Here is a 24937-nt window from a genome sequence, read left to right as displayed (position 1 = left end):
TTAACATTTTTTGCTGTGAGAGCCATATTTACCAAATACTTTACCACCAAGTCTTATCAGTTGCTTTCTCATATATTTATCTGCTTGCGACTTATTCATCACACCCAGTTTCATCCATGAAACCGTACACTTCCGTCCGCCCCAATGCGTCGGTAACGACGGTATGGTCTTTGCGGTAGCCGAACGTCCATTCTTCACCGAGGTTGTTGCTGCTTTTAAGCACTTTGCCGTCGGTGTCGTAACGGTCGTATTCGTAGCGGGACACCAGTCCGTCGGGCTGACTGTGTTCGACCATGATGTGGTTGCGGTAGGCGAAACCGCGCAGTTTTTTGCCGTCGCATCCGTAAACGGCGGTTAAATCGCCGTAGCCGTAGCGTACCAGTTCCTTGCCGTTGAAGGTGACGGAGGTGAGGCGGTGCGCCGCCATCGGGGGAGGCGATTTGGCAGAGGTCGTCTGAAAGTCGGTTTTCAGACGACTTCTATGTTAACTGCTAATGAGATTGTTAAAGACAAATGATTCAGACGACCTCAAAGAAGATAGTGAGATCGTCTGAAAAACAGAAACCGCGTGCGTGCGTTCCGCACACATCCTACGTCAGGACTAAAGGTTTTGTGCAGGCTACGGCTTGCTGTTCAAACATCTCTTGTTTTTTCCAAATCAGCGGGAGTTAAAACAATTTTTCCCGCAACATGTTTTTTTAATAAGTCCACAAGTTTAGTAAATCTTTTTTGATAGTACTCGCTTTTTGTTCTTTTCAAGAACTTCTCATATTTTTCAATTACTATAGAAACCTGTGCATTACTCATTGAGCTAATTTCATCATCAAACATAAGCGAAAATTCGGAAAATGATTTATTAGCAGGAGGAAGATCTAAAATAGAGACTGCATAATCAAACCAATCGGGCTCTTCTTTCAAGAGTTCAAGATAAAGGCATATTGAATTCCAAACTACAAGACGGCGGATTTTTTTACTCTTATGGTTCCTGAACTTACTTAAATAATTAAAACATAAAAGTTTGCACTTTTCTTGAGTGGATAAAAAACCAAACCAGCCTAATGCGTGCAAGCAGTACCATAGGGTTTTCTCATCCTCCGCATATTTGTCGCCAAACGCCATGGCTAATTTTAAGCAGTCGATATTCTCCGTGAACTCAGACGGCATCCGATGATAGCAGGCTATCTTGTTCATTGTCGAGGCAGTATCAAACGGAGTGGAGTCTGTCTCTTTATCGTTTAAAAATGCAGTCAGATAGTCTAACAACTTCTGGAATTGCTTGGGTTTTCCCAATTCTCTGCTGATATATTTCATAGTATTGCCTCTCGGTTATTTACAGTTCTGCTTGGGACACTTCCTAGCTTTCTTTTTAACCCTGTTTTTCAGATTGGGTTAGTGAAGTTGCATTTTTCATTCTGTCGCTTATTTGTTTTTGTTAAAAATGTTCTTCCATACTTGTCTTTATTATTGGTAAATTTATCTTTGTGATAACTATGATAATAACCTTCAACTCTCCTGCGCCTTTTGTTCAGCATATTTCTATTTTCATCTTTCCAGTCATGCAACAACCCCGCACCCTCCATATCTCGGGTAGCTCGATAGTTTTTAGGTCTTCAATGTATCGGGCATCATCAAAATCTTTGCAGCCATCGGCATGTTCCATTATTCGGTCGATGGCTTTACGTTTCGTAATCCCACGATAAACTAATTTACCATTTTTATAGAGTTCGTAATAACCATATAAACCTAATGGATCGACCCAAGCTAGAGCATTCGGCGCAAACCCATACAAGTGTTCCCCACCAAGTAATTTAATAGGGTCTTGATTCACAAACCGCCCCGCCTCAGGCTCGTAATAGCGCATCAGGCTGTAATGCAGCCCTGTCTCTTCATCATAATACTGGTTTTGCAGTCGGAACGGCTGATGCGCGTTCTTGTAAATCCGCTCATCCTTTTTCAGACGACCCCAGGCGGTGTATTCTCCGTACCATAAGAGATTGCCGTGGATGTCGGTCATCTCGCGTGGTGTGCCGATGTGGTCGGTGTGGAAATAGGCGAGGTATTGAGCTTCGTCTTGGTTGTTGCTGCCTTTACCCCTCCCTTCGGACGCTTTGTCGGAAAGGATGTTGTGGGCGGGGTCGAAGGCGAATGTTTCGCTGCGGCCGGTTTGGCTGTTTCTGGCTTCCTGAATGCGTCCGATTTTCTCGTAGACGTAATGGAGCTGCTTCTTTGGTCGGCGTTTTGGATCAGGTTGCCAGCTTTGTCGTAGGTGTAGCGGCGGTTGAATACGGTACGACAAAGGTCGTCTGAAAGTTGTGTTTCAGACGACCTCTATGTTGACTAGTGACGAAGTTGCTAAAGAGCAAATATTTCAGACGACCTATTGAGATCGTTTGAAAAGCAGAAACCGCATAGGAACGTACTGCACTCACCACACCAGAATTAAAAGTTTTATATATGTTACGTCTTGCTGGCGTTGGTAATCCAAACTACGCTTGCAGACTACATTTACAATAAATCAATGATGTCCAAAGCTAAAATATCTTTTTTGGTGAGCTTTTTTCTGTATCTATGCCTTAGATTTAATTTTACATTCTTGAATTCTTTATTATCGGTAAAAGAAAATTGATAAATTTTATTTTCTGTTCTATTAAAAATATACCCATAATATTTATTTTCATAGGTAGAATTTTCAACAAATTCTAGAAAGTAAATAACAGAATGTGGAGGAAAATGTTCTATTACGGCTTTCACCAAGTTTCTTTTTTCAGAATGTACATGTTCATTAGTATCTAAAATATCTTCTAATAAGATTTCATTTGATAAATCTAGTGGTTCCATAAAAATCCTTATTTTTAAATGCGGTAATTAAACGGCGTAGTATACCCATACGTTTAGCACTTTTTTGATATCTGCCACACATAGGTCTACTTGCAGCCATTGATTCTATTTTTGCCCCTCTTTTTCTTGCTTCCCTCATCAATTTTCGTTCTGCATCGTTTAAATGATTCTTATCGCTGCGATGTAGATTATTAATAACCTCATCTGCACCTGCGGCGTTTCTTAGCGCTGGTCTAACGCGTCCTCCTTTACCTGCAGAAGCCATCCAGATTTGGCTACGACCATCAAGTTGTTACTCTTGCAATTGCATAAGTTGTATTTCTTATATCTCCTTTAGTTAGGTTTGAAACAACTCTAGCCATTCTGCTTGTTAAGTCAGGGTCACTATGCAAGCCTAACCAATCAATCCATCCACTTGTATTCAGCGCAAAGAGATAAAGACTGTCTCCACCCAACAACCCAATCGGGTCCTGATTCACAAACCGCTCGGTCTCAGACTCGTAATAACGCATCAGGTTGTAATGCAGCCCTGTCTCTTCATCATAATACTGGTTTTGAAGTCTGAACGGCTGATGCGCGTTCTTGTAAACCCGCTCATTCTTTTTCAGACGACCCCAGGCGGTGTGTTCGCCTTACCACAACAGATTGCCATGGATGTCGGTCATCTCGCGTGGTGTGCCGATGTGGTCGGTGCAGAAATAGGCGAGGTATTTATTCTTCTTTGTTTTGGTTGTTGTGGAAGACTTTGGCTAGGGGGGGGCAGCCTTTGTAGGTGTACTCCTGAAGTAATCGATTGCCGTCCCAGACGAAATGGGTACGTTTCGGGTCGGTGCTCGCCTATGCCAGTTTGTCTTGGCGTTCTTTGGAGAACCTTCGTCCGAACGGGCCGTAGGCGTATGCCCAGATCTCAGGGCGGTTGCCAACTAGATAAAATATGTTGTTAAAAACAAAAATACCGCCTGAAAATTTTATCTAAAACTTTTCAGACGGCATTAGTGCTTACGCTTTTTGCATATTAATCTCCACGAAACTCACCGATATATGTTAAACCATTATATTTTTTATCTGGAGAAATTTTTAAGTCAGGGTCTGAATACCATAAGACAGCATTACCTTTTGTAATACCCAGCTCTTTACATTTTGCTTTTACGGCTGGTAATTCAGATTCATCTATCGCAGCTTCAACTAATAATTTATTCAAAGAAAATACTTTAGGAAATAAAGGAATAATTCCAATATAGTCTTCATCGTATTCTTCATCTAATCCAATATCTTTACAAAAAGGGCAAAACACGCCCTCTGGCAAACTATCTTGTTCGAAATACTGCTCATACTGATCTTCTGAATCTGTTACAGTTCCTAACCACAAGTGTACCCTGTCGAATCTGTCGTCATCTTCTTCCAAAAACATGATATTTTCCTTAATTGAATTGTTAAACAATTATATTCATCAACCATCTACTGAATTACCACATATACCACAGACTAATGGAAATCTTCCTATCATGCGCCGATCATGGTGTTCTGTGAGTATATCTAATACCTCTTACTGCGTTGCCCGAGTTGAAACGGTTGCCGAACAATCGGATAGCGAGTCTGGTCGACATCGCGCTGCACCTGAGACAGAGCGACAAAACCAAATTCAAAAACCACTACTTCGGTGGAAGGTCTGCAGTACATAAGGCGCTGTATATGGCTACCATGGTGGCAACACAGTTCTGAACCGCTTATTCGTCGCCGTTACGGCGTGTGTGCACAAACTGCTGATGGTACTGAACGCCCGGATGCGTGATTACTTTGCCAGAAAAACATACTGCGGCAAACCGGTCCGGTCAGCAGATGGTAAACGAAACGCTGATAGCTGCCGTTGGTGTCTTCTACGGCCACTAGCGAAGAGGAAGTAGCGGAAGTAGCCTTCACGAACCGTCCTCTGCTACCAGCGGCGCAAAACGCAACGGCAACGAAGCGTCCAGCGAGTTGTATAAACAATGCAACAACGGTTTTTAATGTCTAGTAAATTTTTATTTAGAAGATATATCCTATATAATTTTTTTGATTTCTATGATTTGATTTTCTACCTCAGAGATAATTTCAGGATCATTATCCCATATGTCTAAGAACTCCCAATCGCTATTTGGAGGATTTATCATATTTTCAAGTATTGTCAAAACCCTCTTAATGATTATGCTTCTTTGATCTAGAAAATCCTCTGGACATGTATAAGGTGAACCAAAACAAATTAAAATATGTGCGATCACTCTTATTGTGTCGTAATTTTCGTTCCTAGGATCAAATTGCTCCACTTCTTTAACTAGGAGTTCAAAGCTTTTAGTGTCCCAAAATTGATGTAACCAATCTGCTGCTTCGTCGTTTTCGTAAAATTTATATCCCCAAGCTCCCATAAAAATACACTCCTTATTAAAATCTAAAAATAGACTATTTATTTAACGTTTATAACCAGCTTATTGAATGACCGTACTTTTTTATCTCTCCAAATAGTTTTTCGGAATCATTTTTAATTGAATCACGATACTTTTTCTGTAACTTTTTTTCGGCTCTTACAAACCATTCATTAAAAATAATTTGCCATTCAGAAACTCTTTGTTTTTTTATTTTTAAGTTGGCGTCATCGGGAAATTTTTTAGCAATCATGAGTAACATGTCTAAATACCCTAATAACTGTTGGGCAGGTTCATCAGTACCTTTCATCCATTCAATAACATCTTCGATTTGAGATATTGAGAAGTGCAAATACGCCAACCCAACAAGATCAGCTCTATCGTTCTCATAGATTCCAGTTCCATATACTTTCATTTTATACTCCTAATTTTATATTCATATTTCTAAGGTTATTAAGGACGTGGGTAACACAATCCAATTTCCAGCAAATACCCCCTACAGCCACATTGTCCCATTAACCTTAAATTATCTCTCCAATCTTGTACATTTGACCTAAACTGATACAGATCCTCTCCACCTATAACCTAATCGAATTCTAATTCACAAACCGACCCGCATCAGGTTCATAGTACCTGAAGAAGTCGTAGCGCACCCATCTCACGGTCACAATACTGGCTTTGCAGGCGAAAGGGCTGGTAAACAGTATCCGTTACCTTGGTTTCCTCTTTCAGACGATCCCAGCCGGTATAGATACCGAACCACAGCAGGTTGCCGCCCTTATCGGTCATCTCCCTGAGATATTGATGTGGTCGCAGTGGAGGTAGTTCACTTCCTGAGGCTTTCGTCTGCGGCATTGGCGACGGCGCGCACGGCGGACGGCTTGCCCATGCGGGCTGCCTGTTCTCGGCGGTTGACCTGACCGTTTTGCCGTGTGGGATTTGGCGCAAATCCTTGCCACGCTTCATTCTGAAACGATGTTCCGGGTGTGCAATGCAGTATCGAAAGAACGGCGCTTATCAGAAAAAATATTCGCGCAGCTGTGCTTCGGTTTGCATCAAATGGTCATTTGTGCCGATGCGCAACGGTAGGTTTAACAACCGCTGCAAGTTCTTTTGTTCGCGCTTGACGCGCCTACTGCCTACAAATTTGAGTAGGCACAAACCCTGCTGGTGACGCAGGTAATTATGTCGCCCAAAGCTCCGGAAAATTTGGGGGTCAGAATGGTGCTGTTCATAAGATAGATTCCTTGGTCTCAACCAAACAAGGGTTGTCTGAGAACTTAAAGTATTATTAATAAACCGCCCTCGTCCCCATACGTCATCAAGATTTGCCTGGCTGCGTTTTATACATATTTGGAATTTCGAGAACGCTCTCATTTTTAATGCTTGAACCGAAAGAGAAAAAATACTATCCTGTTTTTAGGTGACGTTGGAGATAACGTCCAGAACCCAAGAAAGGCAACGAAGGGGACAGCATCATGGCAAAAGATCTAAATGTGTTCGATAAAGAGTATGGCCTTTTGATTAACGGCGCGTGGACGAAGCCCGGCGCGCTTTTGGATTCTTACAATCCCGCCAACGGCGAAGCATTGGCGAAATTTACCGACGCGACTGACGCCGATGTCGATGCCGCCGCCGCCGCCGCGCAGGAAGCATTCAAAACATGGCGCAAGACCACCGCAACCGAACGCGCTGCCATACTCAACAAAATCGCCGATGTGATTGACGAAAACTTGGAATTGTTCGCCCTGCAGGAAACGCTGGACAACGGCAAACCCATCCGTGAAACCCGCGCCGCCGACATCCCGCTGGCTTCCGACCATTTCCGTTATTTCGCCAGCGTCATCCGCGGCGAAGAAGGCACTGCTACCCAGCTTGACTCCGAAGATCTGTCTATCGTACTGCGCGAACCTATCGGCGTAGTCGGTCAGATCATTCCGTGGAACTTCCCCTTCCTGATGGCGGCTTGGAAAATCGCACCCGCACTTGCCGCAGGCTGTACCATCGTCATCCACCCGTCTTCCAGCACTTCGCTGAGCCTGTTGTCGCTCGCTCAAAAAATTAACCACCTGCTGCCTAAAGGCGTGCTGAACATCATTACCGGACGCGGTTCGAAATCCGGCGAATACATGCTGCACCACAAAGGCTTCAACAAACTCGCCTTCACCGGCTCAACCGAAATCGGCCGCCGCATCGGCATCGCTGCCGCCGAAATGCTCATTCCCTCCACCTTGGAGCTGGGCGGCAAATCCGCCAACATCTTCTTTGACGACATGCCGTTCGACAAAGCCCTCGAAGGCGCGCAAAAAGGCATTTTGTTCAACCAAGGCCAAGTGTGCTCCGCCGGTTCGCGCATCTTCGTACAAGAAGGCATTTACGACAAGTTCGTCAACGCCTTGGCGGAAGAGTTCAAGAAAATCAAAGTCGGACTGCCTTGGGAAGACGATACCCAAATGGGCTCGCAAGTCAACGCCGGCCAGCTTGAAACCATTTTGAAATATGTCAAAATCGGTGAGCAGGAAGGCTGCCGCATCATCACCGGCGGCAAAAAGCTCGAAGGCGAATTGGGCAAAGGTGAATTTGTCGAGCCGACCTTGATCGAGGCTGACAACAACAACGCCCGCGTTGCCCAAGAAGAAATCTTCGGCCCGGTTGCTACCGTAATTAAATTCAAAACCGAAGAAGAAGTCGTCAAAATGGCCAACGACAGCGAGTACGGTTTGGGCGGAGCAGTTTGGAGCAAAGACATCAACCGCTGCCTGCGCGTCTCCAACGCACTGGAAACCGGTCGTGTCTGGGTGAACTGCTACAACCGCCTGCCCGCAGGCGCACCGTTCGGCGGCTACAAAACTTCAGGCATCGGCCGCGAAACCCACAAAATGATGCTCGCCGCCTACACGCAGGTGAAAAACATCTACATTTCCACCCGCGAAGAACGCGAAGGGTTGTATTAATTGCCTGCTGAACGTTGATTGAAATAGAGAAAGGGTTGTCTGAACATCTGGAGTCGGGTTGAACTGACCCCCACTTGGGCAATCGGACACTCATAAAAGTCTATTCAGGCACTCTGCATAAGCTGGGTTCTGTTGTATGTAAACAGGACCCAGTTTTTTATTTTCAAACTGTATCGCTCCCGGTTATAGTAGTCCAAATAATCATCTATCTGTTTCATCAGTTCGTTCACCGTCAAGTCTCCTCCACTATAGAAGCATTCCGTCACACGGGAAAGAAGCTCTCCGCTGGTGCTGGGGCTATGATTTAGATCTGGCCATTTTGGTTTCTGCTTGCGTGTACATGATGGGGCGATTGTTGTGGGTTTAGGTTCCACCGAACTGACAGGGGAGAGACTGCTGCTTCATTGCGTACAGGACAGAGGCTAAACACCTAATCGCCCCTATAAACACTGTTGATAAGGCCGTCAGACAACTATAAGGGCTGAAAGCGTCCTTGCCTGCGGGCGCAACCCCACAAAACGATATTTTCATGATGCCTGAAAATCAGACAAGGTAGTTAATCACAGCATTGCCAGCGTTGGCTTGGACAGCATAGAAGGCTTGCAAGGCGTGGAAGTCATCGAGTAACTCTCTGCGAATTTCGGGACAGTCTGTCCATTCACCTATAGGGTGTAGGTCATGCATATTTTCGGGTTCGTAGCGCGAAAGTAGGGCTTCATCGCTGATCTGCGCGAGTTCGGAGGCAACCTGGATAACTTCGTCCACAGTCAGGTAAAACGCTGGGGTGATGCCAGTCTCGTGTTCAGGATCAATGCACTCTCCACTGATAATAGTGCGGCTGGTGAGAATCTCGCTATTCCAGGCGCCTGTTTCGTCGCCGCCAAGCAGGTAGGTGAGCGCACCCCAACAGTGGATAACCAAAAAATCTGGAGTTTCTTTTTCAGGGTATTCCAGAGTATCCAGCATACTGCTGTCGGTTTGGCAGTTTCGCAGAAATTCGGGGGATACTCCGTGCAGCATAGCAAACATACTCATAGTGTGTCCTTTCAAGGATAGGGCGGGAAACGGAAGTTTCAGGCTGCCTGAAAGTGTTTTTCGGCGCGGTCGACGATAACCTATGAAAACATAATACACGGTAGGATAAATGAGATGTCTGAGCAGCAGCAGAACAGTAATCAACACCAGTAATCAACTATCACGGACACATGAGCAGAAAGTGTCGCCTACTTTCTGCCGGACCGGATCTATCCTCCAAAACCGACTATATTCAACGTTATTTTCTCTAGAATCTGCCAGCTTCTAGGTTCATGCAAAGCTACCTCGGCATATTTACACTGGAAGCAGACTGAAGAAAATATCTGAAAAGCAGAATCGTTCAGGCGTCCTAGAAAATCTTATGTATGGTTACGTCCGATGGCATGGGCTGACCGCACCTACATGAACTACCCGCAAAACCAAGCGTCCAAAATAGGCTATACTTATGTAGTTTAATAATCGAAGATTGGCATCATCCGAACTTCAATGTCATTTTCTTCTATAAAAATATCGATCACTTCGCGCCGATTTAAACAAAATAGTGTTATATCTAAAGATTTTTGCTCTTTTGCGTAGCTTTTTAAGAACTCAGCTAAGTTTGTAATCTGAAATGATATGTATATAGGACTATAATCATAGTAAATAATCAAAAATTCGTTTTGCGGCGCACAAATAAAATCTAGAGATTCTGCCAAGCTATCTATACGCACCCCATAAGGGAACCTGAACCGTGGATTTTCTTTGTATATATCGTTTATATCAAAATCAGAAATCCATTCCGTGTTATATGGACTATCTGCTGATACTGACAACAGATTAATGCCAATCAATTTTTCTGTCATTTTTGTTGCATGCAGCATGGATAACTTATTTTGCAGTTTTTTGCTGCTAGCTTCCATATTACCACCCTATGATATAGAAAATACTCCTAGAAAACTAAAACAAGTGTTTTTAAAAATTTCTGTGATGAGATCAAAGAACCACTCATTATTTTCCATCTGCTGCGCATCTTTCTTTAGATCCAGCGTGTGCTTACGGAATATCCCTGATGTTCATATTCCCCGGTAAAACGCCTTGGTCTGACTCCACAAATAGTTCACCATCGTCTTCTACAATATACGATTTCCCAGTTCTAAATATTAAATTATATAGTCCTTCATAGAATTTTCCTCCCAGGTAGTACAGGTCGCCAGAATCAGGGATAAAATAAATTCTCCCCAGATCATCAATAAGAACTTCTCGGTCACCCGCAAAACCAAAATTTCTTAATTTTCTACCAACAGATTTTTGATAATATATAAAATCTTCATCATTCAGTGAATAATCGGATAATTTATTTGTGGTTTCTCCAAAGCTATGCAGTACTGTAGATAGAAAGACACGGGCATCGCTGCGATAATAGGCATCATAGCTGACTGTTAAATACCAGATTTCTCTCAGAAAATTTTTTACCTCATCAGGCAATTCCTCCAAATGGGGCGGCAAGGACTCTAGAATAATATCTCTATTTTTATACCACCCTGAAGAAATCATTTTCTTGAAAAAATCTGAGTGTATTTCATACGGTTGCTTCATTTATACAATCCTTTTATTTTACTTTTCCACATAAAGTATCTTCCCAACATTGTTGAGTACTGTAATGTATTATATATGATCACTGGATAATTCGACACTACAGCACAATATGCTATGTGGGCGTACAGGAACCAACAGGGTATTTATTTATAAATAAATCAAAGGACGGTATAAATATCTATTTTCTTTTTATGGGTAATGATTTACCTGGCTACTGTACCAGAGACCAGGATGTTTCTGATAGAGAGGCGCTAAAACTTTACTTTCAATGGTAGAGCCTTATTTGTATGATAAAATTTATTTAAAAGGAGAACAAGTAGTTAGGGGAGTTATAATGAGAAGCTTTTATTTTTCTTCTCCGGTTAGAGAGCTTCTATATCGAGATGGGTGGCGTCCTAACCGTAGAATTAATATAAACCATTTTGAGAACATCATTTCTTTTGATGACGGTTACGTATTAGATAGCTTTTCAAGAAATTTTTTATGTAACTTTGGGAACCTCGAAATTCATCATGACCAGTACCGAGGAAATGGCAAAGACTCTTCAATATTTAGCCCTAATTTAGCACTTGCTAATTCACCTATTATGAGAGAAGAATATTCTGAGATCACTAAATCTTCTTTATGTCCAGTAGGGGTTGGATATTCTGAGCACTTAACATATTTTTTAAGTCCTAAGGGTCAAATGTTTGGTGGTTTTGAGAGCTACTTTTGTCGAATTGGAACTACGGTAGAAGATGCTTTTGAAAATATTTTCTTTCGAAAAGATTTCCAAACCCTTGCAGACTAAAAATGCTATCTAGGCGCTTCTTTTTGTCCTGAAATAAAGGAAATAAAGTAAGGTCGGGCCGATAAACCTACTAGGGCGGGAGGAGATGTTTGTAAGTTATCGAGATGAATATGCAAGAGCAACCTGCTCTGCGATAAGAAACATGGATTCGTCTAGCTCTCCTTTTGAGCATTACAGCTGGTAGAAAAGAAGCTATAACCTGTTTGGCAAAGGGTTACGTATGATTTTACTAATTAACTAGCAGAAAAGAAAACGGTAAGGCATGGAAGAGATATTTATTAATGGAAATGCGGAAGAAACTCAAGTTGAAATTTCAGGGACAATTCTGTCCCTGACGACTTTAGGAGATATTTTGACTCAAACTACCACTACAACAACACTAAATCTCCAGACTTGTTCAGATAAATTCTATCCAAGAAATTTTGAGTCTTTACAGATAATTTATCAGGAAGACCAAACTAATAGAGTTTCTGTCCAAATCAAGGGCAATAAGTTTATTATTAAAGGAAACAGCATAGCATTGAGCATACTAGGAGATTCGCTAAATAATTTTTTCGATAAGGAGAGTAAAAAATATGACCATTTCCATATAGATTATTATGATGGGAATGAAGTTCTTACCCCAACTAATATTTCATTGATTTTTATGTGTTTATAGATAAGAACCGTTCGATAAGGATTTAAATATGGAAATTAAAAACCGTGATGATTTTTTAATCTTCTTACAGAATTTTATTAATGAAACGGATGCAGGAGAGTTTGAAAATAATACCTTGAGCGGATTCTTGGAAGCTATGAGATATTGGATTAAAGATATGGACGGGTACTACAAAAATGTAGGTAAAGAAGAAAACTTTGATGAAAACATAAAGTGGAGCGTTTTGGCAGATATTTTTGAAGCAGCACGGATATACGAATAGCGCTTTAAAGGTAAAACAATACTTATGGAAACGATTGTTTTTAACGCTTAGTAAAAATAGCAGAGTACAATAAAACTCTCGGCTGTGTTTCTGTGCATCTTTCAGACCATACCGCAGATGCATAACGTCAATGGTGAGAACGAACAGAACTTGTAGAGACTAGACGGTGAGAATTTTATAATGGAACACGAAATAGACATGGTTAATCTGCGAGAACGATCATGACGAAATTTTATTTATAAAGAATTCTAAATGGCCTTTATAGGTAAAAAGTTTAAGGAAATGTACTATGCAATATTCCATTCTAGAAGTTGTTCAACTACAGCAAGACTTCCCTAACCTTAGTCTATTTCGAGGATCTATCGGTACAGTTATAGACACCTATATGGATCCTCATGAAGCATACGAGGTGGAATTTTGTGATGATAGGGGAGCAACAGTTGCTTTACTAACTTTGAGGCCGGAGCAGTTAAGAAGCATAAGTAACCTTTAAAAAGCTCGACTATTTTTTACCTTAGAAGTTATATATTAATTCTTCTGTTCTTGCTCATCCTACAATGTATCGCTGCAGTTATCTGAATTATCCGCTGATAAGCCGTTGAAGCTAAAAGCAGGTTTAATTTCAACGAACAGTACGATCCGTGCTGTCTACCGTGAAGCTCGACCGCTAGGTTGTTTGTCCCAAGCTTAACTTCAACATGAATGCAGCCCGTTACTTCCTATTTTCCTATCTGTTAGTCCTATAAGTATATAATTAAATACTTTTTGAGTAGATTAAGGTGCGGTAACATCGCTATCTATGATGAAGATACTGGTAGAATGATTAAGGCAGTGTTATCAACACTGCGTAGCAATCACCTTTGAAAGAGGTTTTTATGAATACCCTACGTCACCTTCCGGTACCGATCTCTGCTGCTCTTGCTATGATACTGGCTCTCAGCGCCTGCTCCTCAGCGAGCAGCAGCGGGAAATCTTCGTCTTCCGAAACCAGCCAGTCAAACGCTAGCGTATCTACCGCGGATAACGGATCGCCTAGCGCATCACCGCTGACAACTACTTCTAGTAGCCCTAGCACTTCTTCACCAAGTCCAAGCGCTACCTCAAAGGCTCTGACCGATGACAACAAAGCTGGTAAGCCACGCCCAACCTCAACGTACGGAGAGAGCATCAGTGAGGGTGCGACGATTCACGAGGATGGTTCTTGGGACTACACCAATAGTTCGGGAACGTTACATGTTAAAGCTGATGGCACGTGGAACTGGGAAGGCAACAACGGCGATAAAGCCAGCCTAAATGCTGACGGCAGCTGGGAAAATTTTGAAGTACATGGAAATGAGCGCTCTCGTGTGAACCCTGATGGTAGCTGGGTTCAGGTACGTGACAGCACCGAGAGAGACTTGATTAAAGGTGCTCAGGGCATGGAAGTGAAAGCTGACGGGACATGGCGTGAAGTGAACTCGTACGGCACCTACTATGGAACCGCCGACGGCAAAGTTTATCAAGAACGCCCAGGCCAAGAGAAACATGAAGTTAGTAAAGAGTCAACCCCCACATCAACTCCTGTTCCACCGGTCCTATATGCCCCCGGCGGTGTAGGCGGTAATAGCGTTATTCCGCTCAAGCCGCGTACCCCGCTCGAAGCTGGGGAGAAAGCAGAGTAACTCTGGGAGGCCTCTGCCTCGGTTCTTTGTGGTGGCGCATCCACATTTATAGGTGGATGCGCCACCTGCTGGAACGTTCCGCTCTATCCTGAAGATGTGAAGATGATGGGGCCCCAACACCATTTATGGTGAAGTACCCTCAAGGCAGCTAAGAAAATGGCAATATTTAAATTAGCAATATCAGAAAACCCTACTATAAGACCTGAAAAGCGGCTTCTGGGAGAGCTCTGCGAGAATTTAGAATTCTATGATGATTATGATCCCAAAGATCTGCGTGCATCTTTTATTGAAGCTTGTAACCTTGTGTGTGCAGAAATCTTACCCGTAGGAAACAGTGAGCTGACTATTCAAGGGTACGGATTAGAATGGAAAGAATATAGAAAGTACTTAGACAATATATTTCCGGAAATATTAGACGCTATTTCTGATCTGAAAAATAATAAACCAACAAAATTAGTGTTCTATGATGTGGGGAGCGAAAGGGGTATTAAATTCTTTCAAGGCGGTAACGGGTCGACTGCAAATTCTGTTTACTCTAAATGTTATTCTCTAACAAGCGATAAAGATATTGGAGTGGATGAGGTTATTGACAGAAACAATTTGATAGACCAACTTATATCTTTAGTTGGCACGTTCGTAAAATTTTCTGAATCTTATTACCCGTCAGTGTATGCAGACTTTCTCTACCCTTATTTAAGGGAGTATGACTTAGGCACAGTCATTGAAGGGGCTGAAGCAGGAGCCATAGGACCTTGGGGAGTAAGGTAGGTGTGCATCATAAAAAACGTTGTAAGATACATTTCAAAATTTGAAAAAGACGCAGATATTTTTATTGAGGTACTAAAATTTAAAAACGAGCCACCCCTTGATATACTACAAAAAATTTTTAATGAAACTGGCCCTATGTATAATGAATACCCAATAACACATGAGACTGCTGAAAAAATCGGGCACTATGTAGATGGAGAGCTAAAGACGAGTAGCTACGACTATTTCTTATCGTGTGATGAAGATGTGCAAACACTCGAAACGTTGTAGGAACCTCGGGGAATAATCACAATGACAGATGAATGGACAGCATGGGATACGAATATTGATAAATATAAAGCATTGGAAAAATATATTGAAAATATGTTTGTGTATCTACTGAAGGAAGTTTCATCCCATACGAGTGATTGGGTTTTTCCTTACTTTAAAACCACATATACTGACGGAACTCCACTGATGGATGGAAACCCTATATTCTCTGCGAAAAACACCAGCACTAAGAGAATTATAAAAATTATTGTGGATGACGGCTACGACGATATATTCGAATATGATAGTTTGTTCGCAGAGAACTTGCTGCACACGATAGTATCTCCCAGCGCATTAATCGACAAAGTAAACACGCCACTAAAGGACTTTTTCCTCCTGGAATAGTGGTTAATTGATTTACCCACTCCGTCCCGCAGGTAAATGCAGTCTTGAAGATTCCAGACGCTGCTAGGATATGCTCATGAGTACACGCCATAGCTTCACCCTCCCTGAAACCAGCCCGACGCAGCGCACAGCAGTAGGGGAGCGGATCCTCATAGGGCGCGATGCAGGATACACTCAACCAGTAGCCACCCCTGACGGGATACCGCTGGCACTTATTGCGTATATCCCGCTCCCTGAACTATTTAAGCTCGTCCCCGAACTCGCCCTGCCCGTCCCCGCCGAGCATCACGGCAAAGCAGTGTACGTGTTCTCCTACTACGATGAACACGACTATTTTCTTGGTAATATCACTGAGCTACAGCCCGCCCTGCTAGACACATGTGTCGAAATCGTCCACAAGAACCTGCACGACTTTGACCACCAGAAATTCTTCACCCCAGAATTCAACACGGACCCGGACGCGATGAGCTTCATAGGCGGCAGCCCCGTATACCTGCAGCACACTCTCCCAGATGGGCTGGATGACTACGTATTTGTGGGGCAAATCTCCGGTGCAGATCTACCCAGTTCCCTTGATGATCTGTTCTACCTCACCGAAAACGTGGGGTATATCTTCGTGAAAAAAGACCTCACCGGCGGGCTGTTCTTCGTGCAAGCCACCTAAATTTTCCCAGAAAGGCACACCCCAGCCCCCAGTATCCCCGTAGTGGCGTTGGCATTTCACCTACCCTTTACACTTAAACCTATGTCGTATCTCACCGGAGCCATCTACCCAACCCACGGCGAAACCGTCCTGAACGCCCCGCTAGAAACAGCCGTTGAAGCATACCAGGCGGGTGCCTCTGCGGTCGCTCTAGGGTACATCTCGCCCACCGACACTGAGCTCGCCCACCTGCAAAGCATCTTCAAACTGCACGAGCTCGCCATCGAAGACTCCATGCTGGGGCACCAGCGCGCCAAACTTGAACGGTACGGTGACTCCCTGCTCGCGGTGGTACGCCCCGCCGTGTACCTAGACGCAGAAGAAGAAGTGCACCTGGGTGAGGTGCACCTTTTCGTAGGCCGCAACTACCTGGTGTGTATCGTACAAGATAAGCTGCGCACACCAGAACGTATGCGTGAGGTTCTGGGCGGGTTCTTCGCCGAACCCGACGCCAGTATCGCCCGGCTACTGCACCGTATCCTCGACAACACGGTAGACCGGTACATGCCGGTGCTGTCTGGGCTAGAGACTGACAGCGACGAAATAGAGGATGCGCTTTTCACCGATGGCGGTAAAAACCGCGGTATTTCCCAGCGTATCTACGGGCTGCTGAACCAGGTGATTGATTTTCAGCGAGCCTGCAAGCCCCTAGACTCCATGCTGGTGCGCATCGTTGAAGACCTGCGCATCGGTGCCCTAGATGCCTCCCCGCGCCCGGGTGCTACGCCTCGGCGGGTTGAGGATGAAAGTGTTGAGTTGCAGCGCCAGTTCCGGGATGTGCACGATCATGTGATGCAGATCAGGGACCGGCTAGAGGATTTACGCACGTCGTTGCAGAACGCTTTGACGGTGCACGATACGCTGGTGGCGCAGCAGCAGAACGAAGACATGAAACGTATTTCGGCAGGTGCAGCGATTCTGGTGGTGCCCACTATTATTGGTTCCATTTACGGCATGAATTTTGAGTACTTGCCCGAACTCAAATGGGAGTATGGGTACCCCGCGTCGCTTCTGTTGATGGTGTTTGCCTGTGTGGGGGTGTACTTTTTCTTTAAGAGGCGTGGCTGGTTCTAGGCGGTATACCTGCTCGGCTCAGCAGGAGAAGTCGCAGCCATGAAGAGCGCCTTGGAGCACCAGTAGGAAATAGGCGCTCCTTAGGCTGCTTCCGCATAATCCTGGCGAATCCGCCGCAGCAAATCCCGGCGCTGCCGCTTAAACTTAGTGACCGCGCTCTTAGGGGATGCGAGCCAGTGAAAATCTGCTTCGCTGGCGCTTAGGCCAAGCATCGCAACATCCAGCATCCCCAGGGCAAACAGCAGGTTCTGCCGGTGCACCTCAAACATGCCGCGGGTGCGGCGCGACTCGCCCGCAATCAGATACCCGTCAATCTGCAGCACCTCCTTCGCCCAATGCTCATACCAGCGGCGAGTGCCCGCCGGGCGGCAGCACACCTTCGTCACAGCAAGCTTAGTGCCCATTACCCGCTCAATACGCACCGCAACCTCAAGGCCCCGCTCATTCGGTGCCGGGAACCGCAGAATCAGGGCGTTGCGGGCAGCCTGGCGCATATCGGCGAGGGTCTCAGTAAACGAACCGAGCGCAGGGTGGGCGTGCATGCTCATTACCCGGTCATACACGTGAGAAGGGCGAGCCACATTAAACGCGCGCCCGGCGGTAATAACCTCCGCAATGGTGCGCCCAATAGCATCAATATTGTAGACGTTGGTGGTGAGAACGGTGCCCGCGTTCATGAGGAACTGCAAATCGGCATTAACAACCTCGTCGGCGAGGCACAGAGTCTTCTTCTCTACCATGGCGGTGATTTCCTTCCGGGAGCTTTATCTGATGCTCTTACGCTACAGCCGCCCCCTGACGGTTTAAGAAGATTTTTCGGTGCGGTGCCCCCAGAAATAAAATTTTTGAGCATTTTTAGCCCATCATTTTCCGGCCGCGGAGGGCGTGTAAACTACCGCACTTTACGCAGAAGCCACAGCATGTACACCCCACCGACCGCCCCAGTGGCCAGCCCCACCGGGATCTGAAACGGCGCCAACACCCGCATCGCAGCATAATCGGCAACCACCAGAATGACCGCGCCCAGCAACGCAGAATGCCACATCGCCGACTCCAGAAAAAGGCGCACGGCACCGCAAAATGTGTTCTGATGGTTGTAGCACTGAACCAACCACCCGGAGGAACATATGAATACCACCGAGCAGAATGCGGACAAAAACACCGAAGTGCAGGTGCGTCGAGTCCTCGACGTTATGAATCAGGGAAAACTCAAGCAGGCTATCAGGATTACGGCAACCCCATCGCAGCAGCCGCTGCCGAAGACCGCCTCCAAATTCGGGGGAGTGCCGTACCTGCCTGTGGGAGAATCCGCACCGATGAATGCATCCGGCCAGCCCTTGGGCATGATCGCGCAGATTAACTGTGCGCAGCTGCCGCAGAATAATATTTACCCGAAGAGCGGTATGCTTCAATTTTGGATTGACCCTCACGACACCGTGTGGGGGTATGACTATAACAAGCCTGCGGTTCAAGAGAACTGGCGGGTGATCTACTACGAGAGTGTGGGTGAGTCGAGCCCGGATGCGCCGCTGCCGGTGGTCGACTGGGACACGATCGGTTGGCCTATCGAACCGGAGAGCGTGGAATTTGCGCTCTCGTTCAGCCTGGTTGAGCAGGGTGTTACCGGTACTGCGCACTACTATTATCCCGATTTTGCGCGAGTGTGGGACGAGCTGTACCCCGAGGATAAACTGCCCACGGGAGACGACGAGCGGGCAAGGATTCAGCGGACAAACGCCGTTGAGGAGCTTACTCTCCCGTATGAGGAGAGCGATGAGTACTCCCGCATTGGCGGCTACCCCTACTTTATTCAGAATGACCCGCGGGATTTCGACGAGAACCTGCAGGGGCACACGGTGAACCTGCTGACCATCGTTTCTGAGGCGGACTGGGAGTCAGAGGAAGAAACCCCGGAACTTCTCTGGGGTGATGCGGGCTCCGCGAACTGGCTGATAACGCCCGAACAGTTGGCAGCGCGCGACTTCTCAAATGTGATTTTTGAGTGGTCATGCGGCTAGAATGAGAAACCCCCGCTGAATGTTATGTGGTGTCCCATAGCGCTGTTCTGAGCAGGCGGTAGCCTCTCAAACATGCGGTTTGGGGCGCTTCTAGCTGTTGTCACTCTTCATAATGTCACCGAGGGTTTTGCCGTTTTTGTCTTTCCACATGTCCAAGCCGTTAGCGGAACGCCCGAGTACAAATGTAGCGGCTGTTGATGGGGCTGGAAAAAGAATATCCTCAGTGGTCTTCCCGGAAACTATTTTATAAGCATTTTCGAGCTCTTCCCGTTTTTTGAGCAACGAAGGAGGGAACGATTTCTTGGGGGCAATTAATTTACTACCTGTATGCAAAACAAAGCCTTCATCATTGCGCTGTCCGTAGGCAATAGTTGCTCCCCCTAACTGTATATGTAGACTTTGTGCCTCCGGATCATTTTGGTTTTGTTTCTGTTGAGATTCGGGTAGCATTGGCTCAAACATGCGGTAACCCATGGAGCCAACAACGAGACGCACGTACTCAATAAACTCATCGAGTTCTGCCTTCTTCTCTTCTGTCACATTCCCATGAGAAGGCACCTGATTATTTTCAAGGGAATATCGGCCGGACTTCAGAGCCAAGTCATAGAATGAACGTTCTAGATATGTGATGTCAGTAGCGCCGAAAGAATTGTTGGATGTTAACACGAGGATTGCTCTGTTCCAGAACTCTTTAGACCTTTCATGTTCTTCGATCCTTCCGAGGAGTCCCTTACCATTTTCGCGTTCCCCAGCTTGACCGATATAAATAATATCTTGGTTATTTTCTTCACTTTTACCGAGAAGAAAATAAACTCCAGTGGAGTGTAACTCTTTGCGTTCACGCTTACTCTGTTCTAAATGTGTGCGGGGAAGGCTATAGACAAGCCCCGTCCAGTTCGTCAGGCTCGCTTTGATCCGCCCCGTTGCGTCACCATCCATAAGAAACAGCTGAATTGTTTTTTGCATAGGCTCAGTCTACTGCGCCACCGGCGGTTTGGTTCCGCCCCGCCTGCTGGAGACGATCGGGGCGATAGCGAGCCACAGTGCCGTGCCGATGAGCAGGCATGGCACCGGGTTGTATGCCTGACCCAGTAGGTACCCCACTAGCAGCCCTAAGAGTGTACCGGCTGCACTGAATGTGAATGACCAGCTCATAATGCGTGCGAATTGGGCACCTCGAAAATATGCCTGTCGGTGTGTTTCTAGTACTACTGCCCGTGCCCGGGAGGCTGCCGCGTTGAGGAATACAAACACTGGTATGAGCGGTGGCAGGATTGTGTCTGTCAGTATGCCTGTGGCGAGTGCTCCGGTGAGTGCCGCAGAGAATAACGCGGCTGTTCTCAGAATCGGTGCGGTTTCACCGGCCTGTCGTAGCCATTTTCCTGCCTGTGGGCCGAATGCGGCGCCTAGTCCGAACACTGTTAAGACAAGCCCCATCCCTGTGTAGGCGGTATTGTCTGTGCCGGGCAGAGGCACCGCGGGTCCGTGGTTTGCGGCCCAGAGGATGAACAGTTCCCCGCTCATGGTTCCAGCGAATGCTATGGCGAGTGAGACGAGTGGGGAGGCAGGGCCTGAAGTGAACAGGTCGTGCAGAAACTGCCGGAGCGGCTCTTTATGCCCGGTGGCGGCGAATTGACTTGCATTTATTGTGGTTGGTGGTGGCACGGGGTAGGTGTGCCGCGCCCGTGCCCGAAAGAGTGCTGCCGTGAGGGAGAGCGCCGTGTTGACGGCTAGTAGTGTGGGGATTGAGACCCCCGCTAGGAGTGAGCCTGCTAACCCTGCGACGACGAAGTTAACGATCGCTTGGATGGTGCTGAGTGAGGCGTTGAATGCCATTGCTGTGTCTTCATTAATCTGTGCGAAGTGTGCACCGTAGAATTCTTCGGCGATGTCGGTGAAAGCTAGGATGAGCAGGTCAATGAGCGTATAAGCATAGACTGCCCATATGGCCTGGTGGGGCGCTAGGAGTGTGATGGTGAGGGCTAAAATGCTCAGCACGGTTTCGGTGCTGTCGCAGGCGATGAGTACCTTATCGGGGCTGTGTTTGCCCATGAGTTTGGCGATGGCGGGGAACGCGAAGGCTGAGAGTCGCCTAAGGGCTGATAGGGTGAGGAGCGCGCCAACGCTGACTACTCCGGCGGCAGTGAGGGCGTTGAAACCATATTCGACAGTGTTGTTACCCAGCGTTGACAGCAGTAGCCCGAACACCATGATACGGCGTGTGCGTCTCATGAGTATGGCGCGCGGTGGCGGGGCGGGTGTACTGTGCATAGGTTTGGTGGGGTAGAGAGAGTATTTATGATGTGCATCATAGCATGGTGGTGGGTAAGGGGATGAGAGGCAAGCCCGCTGGTTCTGGCTGAAGACGGCTTGTTTTTCATGTTTTTAGCGGGGCAGCTGGTGCCGTTGTGCGCAGGCGCGGTTCGCGTGTTCGGGGTGTTTGAGGGTATGCAGTGTTGCGGCGCTTGGTGCTTGCGGCGTGTGTGCCCGTGTTTGGATTAGACTTGAATCATGCGTATTAAGATTCTTGACCACCCGCTGGTGGCGCATAAAATCAGTGTGCTTCGTGATAAAAATACTCCTTCGCCTACGTTCCGTCAGCTTGTTGATGAGCTCGTGACCCTGCTTGCTTATGAGGCAACCCGTGAGATCCGGGTGGAGCAGCGGGAGATTGAGACCCCGGTGGCCCGCACCGTGGGCACCATGATTGCCAGCCCTAAGCCGCTGGTGGTGCCGATTCTGCGTGCCGGGTTGGGGATGCTGGAGGGTATGACTCGCCTGGTTCCGACCGCTGAGGTTGGGTTTTTGGGTATGGCGCGTAACGAGCAAACCTTGGATATTGTGACCTATGCTGAGCGTCTTCCGGAGGACTTGACCGGTCGGCAGGTGTACCTGTTGGATCCTATGTTGGCTACCGGCGGCACTCTGATTGAAGCCATTAAATTTCTGCGCCAACGCGGTGCTGAGTCTATTACGTGTGTGTGTCTCATTGCTGCGCCTGAGGGTATTGCGGCCCTTGAGAAGGGCGTTGAGGGGTTGCGCAATGTTGACTTGTTCTTGGCGGCGCGGGATGAGCGGCTGAATGAGAAGGCGTATATTGTGCCCGGTTTGGGTGATGCGGGCGACCGCCTGTATGGGCTGGCGGAGTAGCTCATAACTTTTGGTGCCCGGCTGTATTAACGCCTTCACCGGTGTCGTGAAGGTCTAGGCGCGTGCTGTGGCGCGGGGCTCGGCGGTTGTGGAGCTCCGCGCTGACGGTGTCTTGGCGGGGCAGCTGGTGGGGATTTGTTTCTCAGGTTGGCGGGTGTAAAAATTTTTTGCATGCTGGAAAGTGTTTCAACGGTGCCGTTGGGAACTTCCCTTACATGCGGTATAGTGCATAATAATCCGTAAATATATTGAATATTTAGGGAGTTAAGTGAATACTCATGCTAGATTTGGTGGTATGGGCTGCTTTGCTTCCCCGTCCATAGCCTCATCGTCATGAGGGTGATGTAGCTATAGATGATACCTCCACGTTCTGAACCCGCTTGATTTATGTGACAAATAAGAGAAATATTAAATGTACGGTGGGTATCGCTGAGTCCATTCGTGGCTCGGCAGTGCAGGCGGGAATCCGACGTGACATAACGGACGCCCGTATATCAGCCCCCTACGCTTCGAACTGCGAGAGAAGGATGCATATGTCAGGTGCAGTACCAGGGTACGTTCACATTTCCCAGCGTGGACGCGCCGCTAAGCGCCAGGCTCCCCAGCCCAGTCGCCCGCAGGCGCCTGCGGCTACTCTGCGACCCATGACTTTCACTGCTAATGACCACTCACCCAAGGGCGGCGCGCACGAGAATGAGGCGCGCGGGTTCGTGCTGTATGTGGGCCTCAATGAGGAGCTTGCGGCGGCCAACGGTACCTCCCTAGTGCGTATCGTGCAGGATTTGCGCAATTACGCTCACCGCCTAGCTCCGGAAGCGGAGTCTTATGCTGCGGTAGCGCTGGCCCCCACCAGTGCGGAGGGGAGCGACCTTGAAGTAGTGCGGAACGCGCTGGGAGACCCCACGGCTGTCTACTATCAGCCGGATGCAAACACCCATGTTGAGGTCGAGTCGCAGGCCACGCATACCAATGGCGTGCTGATTGATCTGGCGCGACGTGAGGTGTTCTTGGATGGTGAGCCGCTTATGCTCACTTTTAAAGAATTTGAGCTTCTGGCGCACCTGGTGGAAAACTCCTCCCGCACGGTCGGCCGTGATGAGCTGCTGGACTCGCTGTGGAGCGCCGGGGACGAGCACCCGCACGAACGCACTATTGATGTGCATATTCGGCGTCTGCGCTCAAAGCTGGGGCGCCTCTCAGGTACGGTGCGTACGGTGCGTGGGCAGGGGTACCGGTTCTTTGAGCATCCAGAAGTTGTGGTGTGGGCGGCCCCTGAATATTCCATCTAACCCCCTAGTAGCCGCCCGATGTGTTGAAGAGTCTGTGGCGGTGCCCCGTGCTTGTGGTTATGAGCGCGGGGCGCTGTTGTGTGCAGCCTGTAAGATGAGGGTATGACTGAGATTTCTTCCCGTATGAAGCGGGATGTGAAACACCTGATTCTGATGCGCCATGCCGAGGCAGACTGGGGCTTGAATGATTTTGATCGGCCGCTGACAAAGCGCGGTCACCAGCAGGCGGCACAGGCGGGGGCGTGGCTTGCTGAACGCGGCTATATTCCCGAGCAGATCATGGCATCGGCCGCGTTGCGAACCCGCCAGACCACCACCTGGGTTTCGGACGCGCTGGGGGAGAAAGGCCCCACTGCGCACCTGGACGAGGGGCTGTATGAGGTGGGCGCATCCCGCATTATTGCGCGTATTAACGGGGTGTCAGAGAACGTTCGTTCGGTACTGGTGGTGTCGCATTTGCCGGGCATCCAGGATGCGGCTATCCAGCTGACCCACCCCGACTCTGACCAGAACGCGGCCATGGAGATGTTTTACGGGTTCCCCCCGTCGTCTGTGGCAGTGTTTGAAGTACCTAGGGAGTGGGCGCTTCTGGACGGGGCGGATGCGCACCTTATTGCGTTTAAAAGTTTCTAGCCCACGCTTTAGGGCATGGTGGCTGGGGAGCGTGCGTGCTTTAGGGCTAAAGCTGCTGTCTGGCAGGGGCAAATAGAGTAAAGAATGGTTATAAAGTGAGCCCCCGCACGTGCTGGTGCGGGGGCTCAACTATTATTCACAATGCGGAGACGGGGGGATTTGAACCCCCGGTCGAGTTCAACCCCGACCCTTCATTAGCAGTGAAGTCCATTCGGCCGCTCTGGCACGTCTCCAGCGATGCACCGCAGTGCATCTCTACAAGAATATCGTTCGTTCTGGCACAGGTCAATTCCCCCGGCACCTTATGCGGGCGCATAAGAAAGCACCCCACAGTTAGGGGCTCTAAAAATACCGGCTGCCACGCTGCTTGATATACACCTGAGCCTCACCCACAGGGTGACTAATAATTGCGCTGCCGAGCCTCGATATAGATATAAATCGGTGGAGAAAAGGGAGGATACGAGGCGCTGGAAACA

General features: G+C 47.4%; 32 protein-coding genes, 1 tRNA gene and 2 pseudogenes. 15 read left to right on the top strand and 20 right to left on the bottom strand.

Annotated features, from left to right (window positions below):
• Nucleotides 1–91: 91 nt before the first annotated feature.
• The 11 genes and pseudogenes from D8M23_RS09715 to D8M23_RS09665 form a co-directional block, all read right to left on the bottom strand.
• On the bottom strand, nucleotides 92–427 hold the full coding sequence (locus D8M23_RS09715; protein ID WP_202976133.1) for a hypothetical protein: 336 nt from the start codon (nucleotides 425–427) through the stop codon (nucleotides 92–94).
• A gap of 206 nt (nucleotides 428–633) precedes the next feature.
• Nucleotides 634–1311: a hypothetical protein gene (locus D8M23_RS09710; RefSeq protein WP_126854612.1), complete on the bottom strand. Its 678-nt coding sequence runs from the start codon at nucleotides 1309–1311 to the stop codon at nucleotides 634–636.
• A gap of 214 nt (nucleotides 1312–1525) precedes the next feature.
• Nucleotides 1526–2296: an RHS repeat domain-containing protein gene (locus D8M23_RS12200; protein WP_238693841.1), complete on the bottom strand. Its 771-nt coding sequence runs from the start codon at nucleotides 2294–2296 to the stop codon at nucleotides 1526–1528.
• A 209-nt stretch (nucleotides 2297–2505) separates the two neighbouring features.
• Nucleotides 2506–2838, bottom strand: a complete 333-nt coding sequence (locus D8M23_RS09700; protein WP_126854611.1) for a hypothetical protein — start codon at nucleotides 2836–2838, stop codon at nucleotides 2506–2508.
• Nucleotides 2813–3103, bottom strand: coding sequence for a hypothetical protein (locus D8M23_RS09695; protein WP_126854610.1), 291 nt, complete (start codon nucleotides 3101–3103; stop codon nucleotides 2813–2815). The genes D8M23_RS09700 and D8M23_RS09695 overlap by 26 nt, the downstream gene beginning before the upstream one ends.
• A gap of 19 nt (nucleotides 3104–3122) precedes the next feature.
• Nucleotides 3123–3449: pseudogene (locus tag D8M23_RS11880) on the bottom strand (RHS repeat-associated core domain-containing protein); the annotation flags it as partial.
• Between the two features lie 21 nt (nucleotides 3450–3470).
• Nucleotides 3471–3536, bottom strand: a pseudogene (locus D8M23_RS11875) (RHS domain-containing protein); the annotation flags it as partial.
• A gap of 317 nt (nucleotides 3537–3853) precedes the next feature.
• Complete coding sequence (locus D8M23_RS09685; RefSeq protein WP_126854609.1) at nucleotides 3854–4249, bottom strand: immunity 22 family protein; 396 nt, start codon at nucleotides 4247–4249, stop codon at nucleotides 3854–3856.
• Between the two features lie 628 nt (nucleotides 4250–4877).
• Nucleotides 4878–5240 carry a DUF4259 domain-containing protein gene (locus D8M23_RS09675; protein WP_126854608.1) on the bottom strand — a complete coding sequence of 121 codons (363 nt, stop codon included), beginning with the start codon at nucleotides 5238–5240 and terminating at the stop codon, nucleotides 4878–4880.
• Nucleotides 5241–5289: 49 nt separating this feature from the next.
• Nucleotides 5290–5652: a hypothetical protein gene (locus D8M23_RS09670; RefSeq protein WP_126854607.1), complete on the bottom strand. Its 363-nt coding sequence runs from the start codon at nucleotides 5650–5652 to the stop codon at nucleotides 5290–5292.
• Between the two features lie 209 nt (nucleotides 5653–5861).
• A complete protein-coding gene (locus D8M23_RS09665) occupies nucleotides 5862–6026 on the bottom strand; it encodes a hypothetical protein (protein ID WP_006887054.1) in 165 nt (54 codons plus the stop codon).
• A gap of 689 nt (nucleotides 6027–6715) precedes the next feature.
• Here D8M23_RS09665 and D8M23_RS09660 point away from each other — a divergent pair.
• The gene (locus D8M23_RS09660) at nucleotides 6716–8191 is read left to right on the top strand and encodes an aldehyde dehydrogenase family protein (RefSeq protein ID WP_126854606.1); all 1476 of its coding nucleotides are present in this window, start codon (nucleotides 6716–6718) and stop codon (nucleotides 8189–8191) included.
• A 104-nt stretch (nucleotides 8192–8295) separates the two neighbouring features.
• On the opposite strand, the gene D8M23_RS12385 is transcribed toward D8M23_RS09660, so the two are convergent.
• The 4 genes from D8M23_RS12385 to D8M23_RS09640 all read right to left on the bottom strand — a co-directional run bounded on the left by D8M23_RS12385 (nucleotide 8296) and on the right by D8M23_RS09640 (nucleotide 10801).
• The gene (locus tag D8M23_RS12385) at nucleotides 8296–8457 is read right to left on the bottom strand and encodes an IS3 family transposase (RefSeq protein ID WP_390896176.1); all 162 of its coding nucleotides are present in this window, start codon (nucleotides 8455–8457) and stop codon (nucleotides 8296–8298) included.
• A gap of 277 nt (nucleotides 8458–8734) precedes the next feature.
• Nucleotides 8735–9226: a DUF1877 family protein gene (locus D8M23_RS09650; protein ID WP_126854604.1), complete on the bottom strand. Its 492-nt coding sequence runs from the start codon at nucleotides 9224–9226 to the stop codon at nucleotides 8735–8737.
• Nucleotides 9227–9678: 452 nt separating this feature from the next.
• A complete protein-coding gene (locus D8M23_RS09645; RefSeq protein WP_126854603.1) occupies nucleotides 9679–10125 on the bottom strand; it encodes a hypothetical protein in 447 nt (148 codons plus the stop codon).
• 133 nt (nucleotides 10126–10258) lie between these two features.
• Nucleotides 10259–10801 (bottom strand): SUKH-3 domain-containing protein, encoded by a 543-nt coding sequence (locus tag D8M23_RS09640; protein WP_126500654.1) that lies wholly within the window; start codon nucleotides 10799–10801, stop codon nucleotides 10259–10261.
• Between the two features lie 268 nt (nucleotides 10802–11069).
• On the opposite strand from D8M23_RS09640, the gene D8M23_RS09635 reads away from it, so the two are divergent.
• The 10 genes from D8M23_RS09635 to D8M23_RS09590 all read left to right on the top strand — a co-directional run bounded on the left by D8M23_RS09635 (nucleotide 11070) and on the right by D8M23_RS09590 (nucleotide 17371).
• Nucleotides 11070–11591 carry an SUKH-3 domain-containing protein gene (locus tag D8M23_RS09635; RefSeq protein WP_126854602.1) on the top strand — a complete coding sequence of 174 codons (522 nt, stop codon included), beginning with the start codon at nucleotides 11070–11072 and terminating at the stop codon, nucleotides 11589–11591.
• Nucleotides 11592–11853: 262 nt separating this feature from the next.
• On the top strand, nucleotides 11854–12249 hold the full coding sequence (locus tag D8M23_RS09630) for an Imm32 family immunity protein (protein WP_126854601.1): 396 nt from the start codon (nucleotides 11854–11856) through the stop codon (nucleotides 12247–12249).
• A 28-nt stretch (nucleotides 12250–12277) separates the two neighbouring features.
• Nucleotides 12278–12511, top strand: coding sequence for a DUF7660 family protein (locus D8M23_RS09625; protein ID WP_126854600.1), 234 nt, complete (start codon nucleotides 12278–12280; stop codon nucleotides 12509–12511).
• A 289-nt stretch (nucleotides 12512–12800) separates the two neighbouring features.
• Nucleotides 12801–13004: a DUF4926 domain-containing protein gene (locus tag D8M23_RS12380; protein ID WP_039954748.1), complete on the top strand. Its 204-nt coding sequence runs from the start codon at nucleotides 12801–12803 to the stop codon at nucleotides 13002–13004.
• A 382-nt stretch (nucleotides 13005–13386) separates the two neighbouring features.
• A complete protein-coding gene (locus D8M23_RS09615; protein WP_126854599.1) occupies nucleotides 13387–14172 on the top strand; it encodes a hypothetical protein in 786 nt (261 codons plus the stop codon).
• A 156-nt stretch (nucleotides 14173–14328) separates the two neighbouring features.
• Nucleotides 14329–14940, top strand: a complete 612-nt coding sequence (locus D8M23_RS09610) for a hypothetical protein (protein ID WP_126854598.1) — start codon at nucleotides 14329–14331, stop codon at nucleotides 14938–14940.
• Nucleotides 14941–15210, top strand: coding sequence for a DUF7683 domain-containing protein (locus D8M23_RS12375; RefSeq protein ID WP_423816636.1), 270 nt, complete (start codon nucleotides 14941–14943; stop codon nucleotides 15208–15210).
• A gap of 21 nt (nucleotides 15211–15231) precedes the next feature.
• Complete coding sequence (locus D8M23_RS09600) at nucleotides 15232–15594, top strand: hypothetical protein (RefSeq protein WP_126854597.1); 363 nt, start codon at nucleotides 15232–15234, stop codon at nucleotides 15592–15594.
• A gap of 76 nt (nucleotides 15595–15670) precedes the next feature.
• Entirely contained in the window at nucleotides 15671–16258 is a 588-nt protein-coding gene (locus tag D8M23_RS09595) for a hypothetical protein (RefSeq protein ID WP_202976132.1), read from the top strand.
• 81 nt (nucleotides 16259–16339) lie between these two features.
• Nucleotides 16340–17371, top strand: coding sequence for a magnesium and cobalt transport protein CorA (locus D8M23_RS09590; protein ID WP_126854596.1), 1032 nt, complete (start codon nucleotides 16340–16342; stop codon nucleotides 17369–17371).
• Between the two features lie 80 nt (nucleotides 17372–17451).
• Here the strand turns inward: D8M23_RS09590 and D8M23_RS09585 are convergent, their stop codons facing one another.
• Complete coding sequence (locus D8M23_RS09585) at nucleotides 17452–18111, bottom strand: hypothetical protein (RefSeq protein WP_094758380.1); 660 nt, start codon at nucleotides 18109–18111, stop codon at nucleotides 17452–17454.
• Nucleotides 18112–18263: 152 nt separating this feature from the next.
• Nucleotides 18264–18440: an iron chelate uptake ABC transporter family permease subunit gene (locus tag D8M23_RS09580; protein WP_238693840.1), complete on the bottom strand. Its 177-nt coding sequence runs from the start codon at nucleotides 18438–18440 to the stop codon at nucleotides 18264–18266.
• A 58-nt stretch (nucleotides 18441–18498) separates the two neighbouring features.
• On the opposite strand from D8M23_RS09580, the gene D8M23_RS09575 reads away from it, so the two are divergent.
• Nucleotides 18499–19389 (top strand): YwqG family protein, encoded by an 891-nt coding sequence (locus tag D8M23_RS09575; RefSeq protein ID WP_126854594.1) that lies wholly within the window; start codon nucleotides 18499–18501, stop codon nucleotides 19387–19389.
• A 90-nt stretch (nucleotides 19390–19479) separates the two neighbouring features.
• On the opposite strand, the gene D8M23_RS09570 is transcribed toward D8M23_RS09575, so the two are convergent.
• Together D8M23_RS09570 and D8M23_RS09565 are read right to left on the bottom strand one after the other, a co-directional pair.
• Nucleotides 19480–20355 carry a GIY-YIG nuclease family protein gene (locus tag D8M23_RS09570; RefSeq protein WP_094758383.1) on the bottom strand — a complete coding sequence of 292 codons (876 nt, stop codon included), beginning with the start codon at nucleotides 20353–20355 and terminating at the stop codon, nucleotides 19480–19482.
• A gap of 9 nt (nucleotides 20356–20364) precedes the next feature.
• Complete coding sequence (locus D8M23_RS09565; protein WP_126854593.1) at nucleotides 20365–21621, bottom strand: MFS transporter; 1257 nt, start codon at nucleotides 21619–21621, stop codon at nucleotides 20365–20367.
• 279 nt (nucleotides 21622–21900) lie between these two features.
• On the opposite strand from D8M23_RS09565, the gene upp reads away from it, so the two are divergent.
• From upp to D8M23_RS09550, 3 genes are all read left to right on the top strand, one after another.
• A complete protein-coding gene (upp, locus tag D8M23_RS09560) occupies nucleotides 21901–22539 on the top strand; it encodes a uracil phosphoribosyltransferase (RefSeq protein WP_006887073.1) in 639 nt (212 codons plus the stop codon).
• Between the two features lie 533 nt (nucleotides 22540–23072).
• Nucleotides 23073–23828, top strand: a complete 756-nt coding sequence (locus D8M23_RS09555; RefSeq protein WP_126854592.1) for a winged helix-turn-helix domain-containing protein — start codon at nucleotides 23073–23075, stop codon at nucleotides 23826–23828.
• Nucleotides 23829–23930: 102 nt separating this feature from the next.
• Nucleotides 23931–24461 carry a SixA phosphatase family protein gene (locus D8M23_RS09550; RefSeq protein ID WP_126854591.1) on the top strand — a complete coding sequence of 177 codons (531 nt, stop codon included), beginning with the start codon at nucleotides 23931–23933 and terminating at the stop codon, nucleotides 24459–24461.
• Nucleotides 24462–24605: 144 nt separating this feature from the next.
• On the opposite strand, the gene D8M23_RS09545 is transcribed toward D8M23_RS09550, so the two are convergent.
• Nucleotides 24606–24694: transfer RNA gene (locus D8M23_RS09545), tRNA-Ser, on the bottom strand.
• Nucleotides 24695–24937 lie beyond the last annotated feature (243 nt).

Origin of the sequence: Rothia sp. HSID18067, from assembly GCF_003989445.1 — a bacterium.
In the GTDB taxonomy this organism is placed as follows: Bacteria; Actinomycetota; Actinomycetes; order Actinomycetales; family Micrococcaceae; genus Rothia; species Rothia aeria.
Note: the sequence above shows the minus strand (reverse complement) of the source record. Positions and strands in the feature narration are given on the sequence as shown.

What these genes read in the sequence shown, in the direction of transcription:
- D8M23_RS09715 (WP_202976133.1), bottom strand. Translation starts at nt 427, where the DNA reads ATGGCGGCGCACCGCCTCACCTCCGTCACCTTCAACGGCAAGGAACTG.
- D8M23_RS09710 (WP_126854612.1), bottom strand. Translation starts at nt 1,311, where the DNA reads ATGAAATATATCAGCAGAGAATTGGGAAAACCCAAGCAATTCCAGAAG.
- D8M23_RS09700 (WP_126854611.1), bottom strand. Translation starts at nt 2,838, where the DNA reads ATGGAACCACTAGATTTATCAAATGAAATCTTATTAGAAGATATTTTA.
- D8M23_RS09695 (WP_126854610.1), bottom strand. Translation starts at nt 3,103, where the DNA reads ATGGCTTCTGCAGGTAAAGGAGGACGCGTTAGACCAGCGCTAAGAAAC.
- D8M23_RS09685 (WP_126854609.1), bottom strand. Translation starts at nt 4,249, where the DNA reads ATGTTTTTGGAAGAAGATGACGACAGATTCGACAGGGTACACTTGTGG.
- D8M23_RS09675 (WP_126854608.1), bottom strand. Translation starts at nt 5,240, where the DNA reads ATGGGAGCTTGGGGATATAAATTTTACGAAAACGACGAAGCAGCAGAT.
- D8M23_RS09670 (WP_126854607.1), bottom strand. Translation starts at nt 5,652, where the DNA reads ATGAAAGTATATGGAACTGGAATCTATGAGAACGATAGAGCTGATCTT.
- D8M23_RS09665 (WP_006887054.1), bottom strand. Translation starts at nt 6,026, where the DNA reads ATGACCGATAAGGGCGGCAACCTGCTGTGGTTCGGTATCTATACCGGC.
- D8M23_RS09660 (WP_126854606.1), top strand. Translation starts at nt 6,716, where the DNA reads ATGGCAAAAGATCTAAATGTGTTCGATAAAGAGTATGGCCTTTTGATT.
- D8M23_RS09650 (WP_126854604.1), bottom strand. Translation starts at nt 9,226, where the DNA reads ATGAGTATGTTTGCTATGCTGCACGGAGTATCCCCCGAATTTCTGCGA.
- D8M23_RS09645 (WP_126854603.1), bottom strand. Translation starts at nt 10,125, where the DNA reads ATGGAAGCTAGCAGCAAAAAACTGCAAAATAAGTTATCCATGCTGCAT.
- D8M23_RS09640 (WP_126500654.1), bottom strand. Translation starts at nt 10,801, where the DNA reads ATGAAGCAACCGTATGAAATACACTCAGATTTTTTCAAGAAAATGATT.
- D8M23_RS09635 (WP_126854602.1), top strand. Translation starts at nt 11,070, where the DNA reads ATGGTAGAGCCTTATTTGTATGATAAAATTTATTTAAAAGGAGAACAA.
- D8M23_RS09630 (WP_126854601.1), top strand. Translation starts at nt 11,854, where the DNA reads ATGGAAGAGATATTTATTAATGGAAATGCGGAAGAAACTCAAGTTGAA.
- D8M23_RS09625 (WP_126854600.1), top strand. Translation starts at nt 12,278, where the DNA reads ATGGAAATTAAAAACCGTGATGATTTTTTAATCTTCTTACAGAATTTT.
- D8M23_RS12380 (WP_039954748.1), top strand. Translation starts at nt 12,801, where the DNA reads ATGCAATATTCCATTCTAGAAGTTGTTCAACTACAGCAAGACTTCCCT.
- D8M23_RS09615 (WP_126854599.1), top strand. Translation starts at nt 13,387, where the DNA reads ATGAATACCCTACGTCACCTTCCGGTACCGATCTCTGCTGCTCTTGCT.
- D8M23_RS09610 (WP_126854598.1), top strand. Translation starts at nt 14,329, where the DNA reads ATGGCAATATTTAAATTAGCAATATCAGAAAACCCTACTATAAGACCT.
- D8M23_RS09600 (WP_126854597.1), top strand. Translation starts at nt 15,232, where the DNA reads ATGACAGATGAATGGACAGCATGGGATACGAATATTGATAAATATAAA.
- D8M23_RS09595 (WP_202976132.1), top strand. Translation starts at nt 15,671, where the DNA reads ATGAGTACACGCCATAGCTTCACCCTCCCTGAAACCAGCCCGACGCAG.
- D8M23_RS09590 (WP_126854596.1), top strand. Translation starts at nt 16,340, where the DNA reads ATGTCGTATCTCACCGGAGCCATCTACCCAACCCACGGCGAAACCGTC.
- D8M23_RS09585 (WP_094758380.1), bottom strand. Translation starts at nt 18,111, where the DNA reads ATGGTAGAGAAGAAGACTCTGTGCCTCGCCGACGAGGTTGTTAATGCC.
- D8M23_RS09575 (WP_126854594.1), top strand. Translation starts at nt 18,499, where the DNA reads ATGAATACCACCGAGCAGAATGCGGACAAAAACACCGAAGTGCAGGTG.
- D8M23_RS09570 (WP_094758383.1), bottom strand. Translation starts at nt 20,355, where the DNA reads ATGCAAAAAACAATTCAGCTGTTTCTTATGGATGGTGACGCAACGGGG.
- D8M23_RS09565 (WP_126854593.1), bottom strand. Translation starts at nt 21,621, where the DNA reads ATGAGACGCACACGCCGTATCATGGTGTTCGGGCTACTGCTGTCAACG.
- upp (WP_006887073.1), top strand. Translation starts at nt 21,901, where the DNA reads ATGCGTATTAAGATTCTTGACCACCCGCTGGTGGCGCATAAAATCAGT.
- D8M23_RS09555 (WP_126854592.1), top strand. Translation starts at nt 23,073, where the DNA reads ATGTCAGGTGCAGTACCAGGGTACGTTCACATTTCCCAGCGTGGACGC.
- D8M23_RS09550 (WP_126854591.1), top strand. Translation starts at nt 23,931, where the DNA reads ATGACTGAGATTTCTTCCCGTATGAAGCGGGATGTGAAACACCTGATT.